At 48.5% G+C, this 13,470-nt stretch carries 11 protein-coding genes; 10 read left to right on the forward strand and 1 reads right to left on the reverse strand.

What is annotated here, in order from left to right; all coding sequences use genetic code 11:
- The first annotated feature begins 27 nt into the window (after window positions 1-27).
- The 3 genes from KB186_RS18975 to KB186_RS18985 all read left to right on the forward strand — a co-directional run bounded on the left by KB186_RS18975 (window position 28) and on the right by KB186_RS18985 (window position 2,849).
- Window positions 28-1,884: an SgrR family transcriptional regulator gene (locus KB186_RS18975; protein WP_232774165.1), complete on the forward strand. Its 1,857-nt coding sequence runs from the start codon at window positions 28-30 to the stop codon at window positions 1,882-1,884.
- Between the two features lie 78 nt (window positions 1,885-1,962).
- Window positions 1,963-2,325, forward strand: coding sequence for a cupin (locus KB186_RS18980; RefSeq protein ID WP_173611869.1), 363 nt, complete (start codon window positions 1,963-1,965; stop codon window positions 2,323-2,325).
- A gap of 89 nt (window positions 2,326-2,414) precedes the next feature.
- Window positions 2,415-2,849, forward strand: coding sequence for a metal-dependent hydrolase (locus KB186_RS18985; protein ID WP_047073891.1), 435 nt, complete (start codon window positions 2,415-2,417; stop codon window positions 2,847-2,849).
- Window positions 2,850-3,014: 165 nt separating this feature from the next.
- Here the strand turns inward: KB186_RS18985 and KB186_RS18990 are convergent, their stop codons facing one another.
- Window positions 3,015-4,664 (reverse strand): DUF6583 family protein, encoded by a 1,650-nt coding sequence (locus tag KB186_RS18990; RefSeq protein ID WP_232774166.1) that lies wholly within the window; start codon window positions 4,662-4,664, stop codon window positions 3,015-3,017.
- Window positions 4,665-4,878: 214 nt separating this feature from the next.
- On the opposite strand from KB186_RS18990, the gene KB186_RS18995 reads away from it, so the two are divergent.
- The 7 genes from KB186_RS18995 to pdxR all read left to right on the forward strand — a co-directional run bounded on the left by KB186_RS18995 (window position 4,879) and on the right by pdxR (window position 13,422).
- The gene (locus tag KB186_RS18995) at window positions 4,879-5,793 is read left to right on the forward strand and encodes a LysR family transcriptional regulator (protein ID WP_173611872.1); all 915 of its coding nucleotides are present in this window, start codon (window positions 4,879-4,881) and stop codon (window positions 5,791-5,793) included.
- A gap of 106 nt (window positions 5,794-5,899) precedes the next feature.
- Window positions 5,900-6,982 (forward strand): DUF418 domain-containing protein, encoded by a 1,083-nt coding sequence (locus tag KB186_RS19000; protein WP_232774167.1) that lies wholly within the window; start codon window positions 5,900-5,902, stop codon window positions 6,980-6,982.
- Between the two features lie 99 nt (window positions 6,983-7,081).
- The gene (locus tag KB186_RS19005) at window positions 7,082-8,185 is read left to right on the forward strand and encodes a citrate synthase/methylcitrate synthase (protein ID WP_232774188.1); all 1,104 of its coding nucleotides are present in this window, start codon (window positions 7,082-7,084) and stop codon (window positions 8,183-8,185) included.
- 559 nt (window positions 8,186-8,744) lie between these two features.
- Window positions 8,745-9,773, forward strand: coding sequence for an NADH:flavin oxidoreductase/NADH oxidase (locus KB186_RS19010; RefSeq protein WP_232774168.1), 1,029 nt, complete (start codon window positions 8,745-8,747; stop codon window positions 9,771-9,773).
- 147 nt (window positions 9,774-9,920) lie between these two features.
- Window positions 9,921-10,511 (forward strand): TetR/AcrR family transcriptional regulator, encoded by a 591-nt coding sequence (locus tag KB186_RS19015; RefSeq protein ID WP_229087916.1) that lies wholly within the window; start codon window positions 9,921-9,923, stop codon window positions 10,509-10,511.
- Window positions 10,512-10,585: 74 nt separating this feature from the next.
- Entirely contained in the window at window positions 10,586-11,965 is a 1,380-nt protein-coding gene (locus KB186_RS19020) for an MFS transporter (RefSeq protein WP_232774169.1), read from the forward strand.
- Window positions 11,966-12,036: 71 nt separating this feature from the next.
- Complete coding sequence (pdxR, locus tag KB186_RS19025; RefSeq protein ID WP_232774170.1) at window positions 12,037-13,422, forward strand: MocR-like pyridoxine biosynthesis transcription factor PdxR; 1,386 nt, start codon at window positions 12,037-12,039, stop codon at window positions 13,420-13,422.
- Window positions 13,423-13,470 lie beyond the last annotated feature (48 nt).

Consider the following 13,470-nt stretch of genomic DNA (forward strand, 5'->3'; position numbering starts at 1 on the left):
AGAAAAAGGGTAGAGTGTTTGGAGAGTATGGACCCCTTTTTGGATTCGACAGCGACTGTTTACGTAGAAAGAGTGATCATCTCGATGCAAAGTGCCTACTACTACTTGCGCTTGCGCCAGCATTTTGCCTCTGCCCCAGAGGGTGAACAGCAGGAGATTACGCTTGCCGAGCTGGCTCAAATATTTTGTTGCACGATTCGGAACACGAAAAAAGTCATCAAACAGATGGAGGAGCAGAAGTGGATTGAATGGAGCCCGGGAAGAGGACGAGGCAATGTCTCGCGGATCGTCTTGTTATACGGGATCGAGCAGATCGTTTTGCCCATCGCTCAGGGGCGTATCCAAGATGGCGATTTGGAAGGCGCTATGCAGCTCCTCAATGATTTTGCCATCACTGCCAAGGGGCGGGAGCACTTTTTTGACTGGCTCTCCGGGCAGTTTGGCTTTATTCAAGAGGAAATCCGTGAACGAAAACTGGATACGCTTCGAATGTCCTTTTACAGACCGATTCCCGCTCTCGACCCTGCCTTTGTCAACAGGCGCACAGAGTCACACATGGTTAAGCAACTATTTGATACGCTCATTCGTTATGACGAAAAAATGGATACATTCATCCCGCATCTCGCCCACCATTGGGAAGTAAATGAGAGTGGAACAGAATGGACCTTTTATTTGCGCAAAGGGGTACTTTTCCACCATGGACGTGAACTGACAGCGCATGACGTCGTCTGGACGCTCGAGCGCATTGCCGATCCGAAGACGGGGTCTCCCTATCGCTGGATGCTGGAAGATGTAGAAAAAGTCACTGCTGAAAAAGAGACGATAGTAAAAATTGCGCTCAGACGTCCCAATCAATTACTGCTATCCATTCTGGCAGCGAATCGGCTTTCGATCGTTCCGGGAGATGTCGTTCAGGAAAAAGGACAAGCATTTAGTCGATTACCTGTGGGCAGTGGACCATTTTCGCTGGTGACGAATGACTCGCAGATGTTCATTTTAGAGGCTGTCCCTACGTATTTTCTCGGAAGGGCTCATTTGGATCGGGTAGAGATTTGGATTGTTCCCGAAAACAGACAGGATGTGCGAAACGAGGATTACTTTTCAAAACGAGGAGAGGTGCACTTCCAAACCTTTTGGAATAAGCTCGGGCCGATGGAGCAATGGCAGGAGTTGCAGAGCCTGGAGAAAGGCTGCACGTATCTCGCTTTTAACCTGAATCGCCCAGGCCCACAACAAGATATTGCATTCCGGCAAGCGTTGGATCGCCTTATCGAGCGCGAGAAAATGATTACGGAGCTGCGAGGCAATCGGTATATGCCTGCTTACGGATTTTTACCTGAAAACAAGGATGTGCCTAGTGGTGGAGTGGACTGGGATGGGGATTTCAAAGACTGGCCCGATAATCAACCGATACGGTTGTTTACGTACGAAGGGGCAGGCAACGAAAATAATGCGGAATGGTTACGGCAGCATTTGGCGAATGGGGGCATTCGAGTTGAAGTGACTGTCCTGCCGATTGAGGAATTGAAGAAGCCAGAGGTCATTCAGCAGGCAGATATGGTGGTTGCGGGAGAGGTTTTTGATGAACAGTGGGAGTTGGGGATGGTGGAGTTCTTTAAGTCGGATATCAGCTTTTCGCGGCAGTTGTGGAGTCCTGTCTTGCGGGAGCAAATCGATTATGAGTTGGACGCCTTAATGCTGGAGAGGGATGTGACAGGGCAGCGTCATCACTTGCAGGAGGTCGAGAGACTGCTGCGTGAGCAGTGCGCGATGCTGTTTTTATACCATACGCGTCAGCATTCTGCTTACCATTCGGCTCTGGCCGGTGTTTCGTTGAATGCGCTTGGTCTTGTTGATTACAAAAATATTTGGTTTCGGCAGTAATCGTGGAAGATGAGTCTGTCACAGCCCCTCTGGTTGCGCTATGATAAGGCTTACGAGTCAAAAGGCGGAGGGGAATGTATGAAACGATTTCGATTTGATCAGCAAGTAGGCAAAACGATTGATCGCTATAATTCCGTCCATGCGACGATTTCTCGTGTTGTGCGCACGCCGAATTCCGTTTCGATAGGATGTATCCATTTGGAGGCGGGTGGGATTGTCGGTTATCATCCGGCGCCTTGCCCTCAGCTTTTTCTCGTGGTGAATGGTGAAGGCTGGGTACGTGGAGAAGGTACAGAGCGCATCCCGATCCAGAGTGGTCAGGCGGCATTCTGGATCACAGGTGAAGGGCATGAATCAGGCAGTGAAACCGGAATGACAGCCATTGTGATTGAAGGAGATGGGCTTGATCCAGAGAGCTTCATGTCCTTATTGGAGACGTAGCATCCGTATGTATGATGGTATTGGTTTGCCATTCCACCAACCGTACATAAGCTCCCCAGATTACCCAAGAAAGACGGTGTGAAAGGCAAATGACATGGAAAACACATATGGTACTCGGTGCCATTGCAGGCTACTGCGCCTATCCTTCGTGGAAGGGCAGTGTTATTGGTGCAACGATGGCACTAGTACCCGATATCGATCAAGCAAATAGCAAACTCGGAAACTTGATGGGACCTTTGTCCAAAATGCTGCAAAAAGGATTCGGCCATCGTACGGTTACACACTCCTGGGTGATTTTATTCCTTCCGTTCCTGCTGTTCGGCGATTCTTTGGCTGCTATGGCAGGGCTTTGGGGGATTTTGTCCCATCTGATCAGCGATATGCTGGTTGGACGTATTCAGTTATTGTGGCCGTTGCGAGTGGGCTGGCTCGGCATTCCGGTGTCCAAGTCGATGTATCGGACTGTGGATCGAATCGTATTTTATGTAGCGATTGTGTATATTGTGATCAAAGGTTATCAGTAAGAAGAATGGAAATGGAGAAAGGGCCTCCCTCGGGAGGTCTCTGCATTGAATGTAATCGGAATATTTAGAACGAATCGTGATTTTAATAAAAAAGCTGACACCGGTTTAGGGCCGATGCCAGCTTGCTAGTAGCATTATGAGCGAATTCTTCTTATCACGAAACAATTAAGGCATCATGAACTGTTGCACGAGCTCAGCGTTTTCATTCATGAATTTATCTGCGTTTTGCATGACTTCTTGTTGCGCTTCCATCATTTGTTGGTCAGTCACTGTAGCGAAATTGATGGAGTTGTCAGCAGTCATAGCTGGAATTTCCAGTGCTTTGCCGAATTCTGCTTTGGACTTCAGCTTGAAGCTAAAGCCTTTTGGCATATCTGGAGTAGGGTTCGAGAACTTCACTTTTACTGTGCCGTCAGAATCTACACCATTGTCCGTCTTTGTCTCGTTCATGGTAACATTACCGGTCAGAGCAACAGGGTTGGAGGAATATTCGTCTGCCACTACGAGTGCAAAGTCATAGTTTCCGGTTGTTTTCTTGTCTTGCTTGGTTGTCTCAAAAGTGGTCGAGAGGTCCAGAATTGGCTGGTCGGTCTCTTTCATCAGGATGCTGAACTTGCCCTTTGTCTTGTCTTTTTCTTCTGTCGCTTTGTAGGTTAAGGACATTTCGCCACTTTGCTGGTCAGACAGGTTGTGCAGGGAGTAACGGTAGTACGTTTCAGCGCCTTTATCGTAAGAAACACTGCTGTAGACCAATTGATCTTTTTTCTCTTTGTCATCGACCAAGAGCTTGCGGGACAAGATTTGATGATCACTATTCACGAGCACGACCATTCTCAATTGCTCAGTTGATTTGGCGTCTGTATCTTTTGCATCCTTGATGATGTCATCGAAGGCTTGCTCGTAATTTTTCTTGAATTCTTCTTTGCTGATTTCTTCTACTTTGTAGCCGCTGTCGAGCATCAGCGTAGCCACATTGTGGTAGCGGCTGTAGATCAGGTCAAACAGCTTTTGGTCAGCTTTTGCTTTCTCTGCAATTTGCTTCGACAGAGCCGCGCCTTCTTGGGCGTTGAAAGTAACGGTGATCTCACGTGCATCTTCCTTGAGTCCTTCTTCAGAGAAAGAAACGTCTTTTTTGATGCTTACCTGGCTGTCTTTGATGTTGTCAGCATACAGCAAGGCATACGGAGTCATGACCGTTTTGAGTTCATCCTGGTTAAAATTGATTGCTTTATACAAATCGCTATAGGTTACGAAGCGCTTCGGCAGTTCTTCGCCGCCCAGCTTTTCCTTAAGTGCATCGCGATCCTTCAGGTCCATATAAGCGTATTTAGAGTAAAACTCTGGCAGCTTGAAGCCCATAACAGAATCATTCATGAAGTACTCAAGAGTAGCCAGCTTTTTATCTTGTAGGTGAACTTCCAGGTTCCCCGATTGTTGATTTTTCTGTTCATCGATGTTGCTTTGCATCACGAGCTTCGCTTTGCCCAGCATGTCGAGAATTTTTTGTGCTTGCGGGTCTGGGATGGTGGCATCTAAAGCAATATCACTCAACTCAGTGGTGGAGTGAACTGGTTTTTCCAGGTATGGCTTCATGTAGTCTTGGTATTCCCCGTAAGCTTTGGATACGTCGCTAGAAAACTTCATCATGCTTTCCGCTTCCGCCTGCAGGTAAATCGTTTTTGCACTCTTAAACAGATCGTACTTGGCATAGGCGGTCCCTAAACCACCCAGCACAACGACAGCCGCTGTCCCCGCGATCAGCCATGCTTTTTTCTTGCTTTTGCGCGGTGGGTTCACGTTTGTTGCAGTTTCCATCTTTTCTCTCCCCTTTTGCTCTCTCTCTTTGCTGAATCCAATGTGCGTAATGATTTTGCGCACTCGATTTTGTATTGTACCATAAGGAGGAAGAAGCAGAACGATTTCCAGTAAATTTCTTCAAAAATGAGGAAGAAAGACCCAAAAAGTTGCATTCTTCCTACTTTTGTATGCATATAGAACAAAGAAAAAGCGACAGCAGGGGGGAGATCACATGGATTTTCGCGTGCTGCAAACGTTTATGGTGGCGGCCACGACAGAAAATTTTCACCAGACAGCAGAAGCGTTGTTCATTGCGCAGCCTACTGTCAGCCAACATATACGACAATTGGAAAAGGAATTGGGGATCAAGCTGTTTGAACGGGTTGGCAAGCGCGTTCGGTTAACGGCTGCGGGCAAACGCTACCTGCCACATGCAAAAGGACTTCTCCAACAGTGGCATAACAGTATGGAAGACTTGCAGGCTTGGAGACAAGGCTATCGGGAAAAGCTTCAACTGGCTGTTTCCCCGATTATCGCCCGTGCTCGTTTTTCCCATTTGCTGCATCGTTACACCAAGCTCTATCCCGATGTAGATATCTCGATTAAAATTGTTGACTCCGTGGAGATTGGCCCGCTGGTTCAAAATGGACAGGCTGATCTGGGCTTAACCCGGATGGTGCCAGGAGAATTTCAGTTGTCTACTTATCTTTTGTACGAAGATCCTATTGTTTTTGCAGTCCCTCACAGCGGTGGAGATATGGAGGCGCCCTTGCCTGATTGGGAGCAAGAGGTGCAATCGAATCGTCTGCTGACCCATAATCACCCGGGTTACTGGGATGAGTTGCTGTTGCTTTTGCGTCAGAGGGGGCTTTCCTTGCGTACGATGGCTGTTTCGCAAGTAGACATTACAAAGCGATTCATCGAGGATGGATTGGGCGTTTCCTTTTTGCCTCGGACGGCTGTCGATCGGGATTTATTTGAAAACCGCTTTATTGAACTTCCCACACCTGGCCTCGTTTTGCCAAAGGTTGCTTCTTATTTGCTGGTACCGAAAGCAGGAATCAGCGAGCCAGCGCAGCATTTTATGGAAATCCTGCATTCCTTGTATCCACCGATGCCGCTTGTTCAGCCAGGGGGACGGACATAGAAGATAACAAGCCTGTAAGGTAGATGTAAGGTGAATCGATAGTTTTGATGAGCATATGTATCCTATACTGAACCCTGCTTAAAGACAGCAGGAGGGAATGACGAGTATGCAGCAGGCTGAACCAATCACACAGAAGGATCGGATTTATTCCATTGATATTGTAAGGGGATTGGCATTGTTCGGGATTTTGCTGGTGAACTTGCCTAGCTTTATCATGTATTCGGAAGACGTTCGTATGCCAATAGAGGCGGGGATCGATGCGTGGATTCGCTTAAGCTATGATTTATTCATTCAAACGAAGTTTTTCGGAATCTTTTCGTTTCTGTTTGGCTTAGGTTTTTACATTTTCATGTCACGGGCTGAACAGCGTGGACAAAAAGTATTTCGTCTCTTCAGCAGACGGTTGTTCGCGATGTTTGCTATTGGTGTAATTCATATCTTTCTTTGGTTTGGCGATATTTTGACGGTGTACGCGCTTCTCGGCTTTTTACTGATGCCATTTTATCGAAGAAAGTCTTCTACGATTCTAGCATGGGCAGCCAGTCTGGGAGGAGTGTACATGCTTACTCAAGGCGTGGCACTTGTACAAACGCTCAATGGTCAAGAAGTCTATCCATTTGTAGCATCACTCCAGACGACATTGATACCGATCTTTGTGATGTTCCTGTTTGGGTTGTACGCGGGAAAATGCGGTTTGATTGCTCAAATTCGCGAGCATAAACCGTTTTTGAAACGAATCGCTACTACTACTCTGGCAATTAGTCTTCCGATCGCAGCAGGGATTGTGTGGGCGAGCGGTGTCGTCTTTGGTCCAAAGCTTGAACAGGTGAATAAAATATTGGTTGACCTGAGTACGCTGCCTATGGCGCTGTGCTTGATAGCCAGCTTGTTTCTGTTACTGGATCGAGAGTCGGCAAGGAAAGTTCTCCAGCCATTTGCCTACACAGGACAAATGGGGTTAACGACTTATTTAGGTCAGACAGTCATCATGACTATTCTGATTGCTTTGTTCGGTATTACGGCCATGCCGCTCTCTTCCTGGTTTTTGCTCGCGCTGCCGATTTATGCGTTTCAATTACTCGCAAGCTGGCTGTGGCTGAAGCGTTTTAATCGAGGCCCGATGGAAAAGCTGTGGCGCTTCCTGACGTACGGACGTAAAAAGAAGGCAGTTCCAGCTCCTGCTAACTGATTGCAAAACGTGATCAAAAATCCGGTTTTCTTTTATTTCCCTTCACGATTATGAATCGATTATACTGAAGAGAAAAGAGACGAAAATGGAGTGGTGATGATGACAAAACAACATCCTTTGGCTATCGGCTTGGATGGTATCGCCGTAGCAGAAACAGACCTTAGTTTGGTGGATGGGATTAATGGACTGCTGGTGTACCACGGTCATTGGGCGCGTGATTTGGCTATTCACCACACATTTGAGGAAGTGGCACACCTGCTCTGGTTCGGACATTTGCCGAGCGAGCAGGAGTTGAAGGAGTTAAAGAATAAGCTCAAAGCAAACCGTGAGCTGCCGGAGCATGTAAAAGGAATCCTGAAGCTGATCCCGGCAGATGTAGATATGATGAGTGTCCTGCGTACAGGTGTTTCGGCGCTCGGCAGTTCCTCACACGGCTTTCCGCCAACCATCGATGAGGTGATTGCGCTGGCGGCCAAAATGCCAACAATCGTCGCGTATCGCTTTGCTTGTCTGGAGGGCCGCGAGCCGCTGGCACCGAATCCGGAGCTGGATCATACAGCGAACTATCTGTATATGCTCAAAGGCGTAAAGCCGAATGCGGCACATGTACGTGCGCTCGATGCGTACCTGATTTTGACGCAGGAGCATGGCATGAATGCCTCCACATTCGCCGGTCGTGTCGTCAGTTCGACCGAGTCCGATCTGATTTCTTCCATTACAGCAGCAATCGGAACCCTGAAAGGGCCTTTGCATGGCGGAGCACCATCTGAAGTGACGGAGATGATCGAGGCGATCGGCACGAAGGAAAATGCAGAGCCGTGGCTGCGCAACAAGCTGGAGAGCGGCGGACGTTTGATGGGCTTCGGACACCGTGTCTATAAAACGGTTGATCCGCGTGCAACTGCTCTCCGCGTTGTTGCATCCGAGCTGTCATCCAACGATCCGTGGTTCGATCTGGCGACACATGTAGAAAAAGTAGGCTTGCAGCTGCTGGAAGAGTACAAACCGGGCCGCAAGCTGAATACAAACGTAGAGTTTTTTGCCGCAGCTGTCATGCGCGCGGTTGGTTTGGACGACAATTTGTTTACACCGACATTTGCCGTGAGCCGTGTGGTTGGTTGGAGTGCGCACATTCTGGAACAGGCAGGCAAAAACCGCATTATTCGCCCACAATCCAATTACATTGGCACGATGCCGGAATAATAAAGACGTTAAGTAAAAAAGCTATCCGTTATGCGGATGGCTTTTTTACTTAGTGCAACATAGAATGTGGCCGCGGTGAAGAGAAGAATATTTCCAGTCTAGGCTCCAGGCTCCGTCCCGCTGAGGGCTGATACTGTCCGCTCCGAAGGGATTCGCGGGGAAACGCAAAAGTGGTAGCCGCTACGTAGCCCGGGCACGTTGCGTTTCTTTTGCCCGCGAATCCCTTCTCCGCTTGGTAGGACTCCACAAGTCGCTACGTCTTGAAATATTCTTCTCTGTCGTAACTGATGATCTTCTTCAATCTTTAAGTCTTTACGCTCTTAAGCGTCCACCTCTGAAAACGCATCCTTGAAGATACCACTTTGGACGCGGTTTCGCTTTTTGCATGGAGTCGTGCAGTCAATCCCGTAGGGGGTGGCCCTAGAATCTGAGCGTTTTCTCCTGTTTCCTCCCCACCACAACAGCCGGAAATATATCTCGTTTTTACAAAGTGCAACTTAGGATTGCAGAACATGCTTACTTTTGGCATGATAATGAAAAAAAGTAAGGAGTGGAGCAAATGGCGTTGTTGTCTACCCCGTTTCAGTTTAAAGGACTTAGCTTGAAAAATCGGATTGTCATGCCGCCGATGTGCCAATACTCTGTGGATGCCCACGATGGAACACCAACAGACTGGCACTTTGTTCATTACGTTTCTCGTGCAGTAGGCGGAACAGGTCTGATCATCGTGGAAATGACCGATGTCGAGCCGGATGGCAGAATTTCCAACGGCGATTTGGGCTTGTGGTCTGACGAGCAGATTCCGGCGTATGCGCGAATCGTCTCCGAGGTTCAAAAGTATGGGGCCAAAATTGGCATACAGATTGCTCATGCGGGTCGCAAAGCGGAAGACGCAGAAGTGCCTGTATCGGCGTCCGCGATCGCTTTCCCAGGGGGGCGCTACAAAACGCCACGGGCGTTGACGACAGCAGAGGTTAAGCAAATGGTCGTCAAGTTCCAGGACTCAGCGAGACGTGCGGTGGAAGCAGGGTTTGATACCATTGAAATCCATGGTGCGCACGGATACTTGATTCACCAGTTCCACTCTCCTTTGACCAATCAGCGAGACGATGAGTACGGGCGGGATAAAGCGCTGTTTGGCGTGGAAATTATTCAGGCGATCAAAGAGGTCATTCCAGCTGACATGCCGCTGATCATGCGCGTCTCAGCCGTAGAGTACGTGGATGGTGGGTATGGGCTGGATTACAGCACAGAGCTTTGCCGCCGTTACAAGGAAGCTGGCGTGGATATTTTCCATATATCCAGCGGCGGGGAAGGACCGATTGGTTCAGCAGGTCGCCCAGGTGTTCATCCTGGCTATCAAGTACCATTGGCACGCACAATTAAGCAGGCATTGGATATCCCGGTCATTGCTGTCGGCAACCTCGATGATCCGAAAGTAGCGGAAGCATCGATTGGCAATGGCGATACGGATTTGGTAGCAGTCGGACGCGGCATGCTGCGTGATCCTTATTGGGCACTGCATGCGATTCATGAGCTGTCGGCGGATGAGTTGCAGCCACCGAAGCAATATTCGAGAGCGTTTTAATCAGGTAAAAGAGCGCTGGGCTTTCCTTTCGACTGCATGGGTCGGGGGAGAGCCCTTTTCTATGGTGAATCCTTGACACTTATTTACAGTCGGTTTAAGATAAATGTCAGTCAGTACTGACAATCACTCCCGGGGATGAGGATAGCAATGAGCAGCAGCAAAAGTCTTACAAGCAGTGAAAAACTGATGATAGCCGCAATCGATCTCATCGCGGAAAGAGGTTACAACGGCGTAACCACGCAAGAAATTGCCACTGCGGCAGGATTGAGCGAGAAGACGTTGTTTCGTCACTTCGGCAGCAAGCGGAATTTGCTGGAGAGCGCCTTTGACCGTTTTCATTACACGGAAGGACTGACAAAGCTTTTCGCGGAGAAGCTTACGTGGAATTTGCGCGAGGATTTGCTTTTAATCAGCCGAACGTATCACGAAATGATGAACCGCAATCGGAAAATGATTTTGATTAGCATTAAGGATGAGGCCCATTTGCCCGGATTCCGCGAGCGGACCCAAAAGCACCCGCGACAATTGATGGTACTTTTTACAGATTACTTCAAAGAGATGGGCAAAAAGGGCAAGATGATCCAAACAAACCCGGAGGCACAGGCAACTGCCTTTATGGTTATGAATTTCGGGGCGTTTTTGAACGATCTGGATGGCACTAGCAATTTTTCAGGGGTATCCCTAGATGTATTTATCGAAGAGAGTGTAGAGGTTTTCGCTAGGGGTTTGACTCCCTAGTTTTTTAACAACCCAAATGTCAGTCAGTACTGACAGTCAGAACGTGAATAACAAAGTGAAAGGAAAGATGCGGCATGGAAGCGACAAAAACGCAGCAGAACAGGGACATATTAATCCGAATCTTGATGTTTACCCTGGTCATATCCTCCATGAGTGCTTTGGTGTTTAACATTGCACTCCCGGAAATTAGCAAGGAGTTTGGTTTGAGCATAGCGCAGGTGAGCTGGCTATCGACTGCATATGGATTGTTATACGCGATCGGAACTGTGACGTATGGCAAGCTGGCGGATCGATACAAGCTCAAGAATTTGTTGACGTTTGGACTCATGGTGTTTACGGCGGGTTCGTTTTTCGGTTTGGTCTCCGATTCCTTTGCGATGGCTCTTTTCGGGAGGTGCTTGCAGGCAGTAGGGGCGGCTGTCATTCCGGCTACTGCGATGCTCATTCCTTTGCGATATTTCCCGCCCGAGAGCAGAGGTTCTGTTTTAGGAAGAACGGCAGTAGGATTGGCTCTTGGCGGTGCACTTGGTCCTGTCGTCGCGGCTTTAATCGTCAGCTTTGCTCATTGGCGCTGGCTGTTTTCCATACCGCTCCTGATCTTGCTTACGCTGCCGTTCTACCGTAAATATTTGGAGGATGAAGAGATCGCAGCTGGTGGGAAGTTTGATTGGGTGGGTGGCTCCTTGCTTGCGATCAGCGTGACGTCACTGCTTTTGGGAGTAACGAATGGGTCGTGGTGGTTTGCATTGGGCAGTTTGGTTACATTGCTTCTGTTCGTCGTACGAATTCGTTCGGTAGCTGATCCGTTTGTCCAGCCGAAGGTTTTTACCAACAAGCAGTATACAATCGGGATTCTGATGGCATTTCTCATAAATGGAATGGGGATATCGCTTTATTATCTCAGCCCGCTGCTCTTGGCTCAGGTGCAGCAGCTATCGACGAGCTGGATCGGCTTTGTGATGGTTCCAGCGGCCATCGCTTCGGCATTGCTTGGTCGTGTGGGAGGAAAGCTCGCGGACAGGCGGGGGAATGCTTTTCTGTATTTCGTTGCGTCTAGCTTACTGATTAGCTGCTTTGGGTTGTTGTCTACTTTCACAAGCACCGCAGTTTTAGGCATTGCATTCTTTTTGATCCTTGGCAATGTGGGGCAGTCTTTTATGCAAATCTCGATGGCGAACTCGATCTCGAGGACGTTGACGAAGGAGCAGGCAGGAGTAGGCATGGGGATCTTTTCGATGCTGAGTTTCATTTCCATGGGGATCGCGTCTGCGGTATACAGCAAAGTGATCGATCTTGGCGCGACAACCAATTGGAACCCGGTGAATCCTTATACGAGCGGCTATATTTACAGCAATATTTATTGGATGATGACCCTGATGCACGTGTGTCTGATGGTCTTCTACTACTTTCAGTTCGGTAGGGCTAAAAGACATAGCCTTCTGGCGGATAGCTGATCTTTTGTTCATTTAGGCTTAAATACTTTATGTGATAGACTAAAGCAAAAAAGGAAGGGGGTTCCTGCTCGGTGCGAGAACTTGCTGCCATTCGTTTTACAGAGGGAGAGCCATTGTTCATCCAAATCTATCACTTTATCAAAGACGAAATATTGCGTAACCAAATCGCGTATGAAGAGTTTCTACCCTCGATCAGAAGCTGTGCCCAATCGCTTGCTGTCAGCAAAAACACGGTAGAAGTCGCGTATCAGCTACTGGTATCGGAAGGGTACGTCACTAGCATTCCGAAAAAAGGGTATCAGGTGACGTACAAGGCAGAACCTCCTTTCGGGCAGCATGTAACAGAACGAGATGACCCTCGTATATCGCCGATTCGCTATGATTTTCGCTACGGCAACATCGAGCTGGGGGCATTCCCCTTTCATCCGTGGAATAAGCTGCGCAACAAGCTCATTGCCTACCATCAGCGAACGTATATGGTGGAGGGGCTGGCACAGGGCGAATACTCCTTGCGAAAAGAACTCTCGAAATTGCTGCATGAAACGAGAGGAGTCCTCGCTACGCCGGAGCAGATCATTATTGGAGCCACTCCGCAACAGTTGGTGTCGATGATCGTCCAGCTTCTGGACAGAGAGAAGCATGTGATTGGCGTCGAAAATCCGGGCTATGATGGTGCGAGAAATACGTTTCTCAACGGTGGCTACCGGGTACACGGTATTTCTTTGGAAGCAGACGGTGTATCCATCGAAGAGCTGAGACAAAGCGGGGCAAACATTATGTACGTGAGTCCTTCCCAGCAATTCATCAACAAAATGACGATGCCTTTGGAGAAAAGAAAGCAATTGACTCTATGGGCGCAATCTATCGCGCATTCGTATTTAGTGGAGGATGACTACGAATGGGAGTTCAAATATCAAGAAAGCTACATTCCTTCGATCCAGAGTCTGTCTTCCCAAAAAGTTGTTTACATTGGGCGACTTTCCAAAGCATTGCTGCCGCTCGTAAACGTCAGCTACGTTGTCCTTCCTTACGAGCTGTTATCGCGTTTTCACCAGCGGGTATCTGAATACGATCAGCCTGTTTCCCGCCTGGACCAATTGACGCTAGCGGCGTATTTGTCCGATGGCTATTGGCATAGACACTTGCAGCACATGCGAAAAAACTATGTGGAAAAGCGAGAGGTGTTTCTTCAGGCAGTCGCTCGCTACATGGACAGACGTGTGGAAATAGAAGGCAAGGATACGGGGCTGCATGTATTTTTGACCGTAAAAAGTCAGTGTACAGAAGCGGAACTCATGGAGCGTGCCTATCAAAAAGGCGTAAAAGTCTACGGAACTGCCCGATACTGGCTGCATGATACACGGGAGCATCCGACGGTATTACTAGGGTACGGAGCATTGCCCCCCGAAGATATTCAGGAGGGCATTCGCTTGTTGGCCAGCGCCTGGTTCGAGTAACAGAGCAGCTTTCTGTCCCACTCATCTTGAACAATCTGTCCCTTTGGC

The organism is Brevibacillus sp. AF8 (assembly GCF_021270385.1).
Taxonomy (GTDB): Bacteria; Bacillota; Bacilli; order Brevibacillales; family Brevibacillaceae; genus Brevibacillus.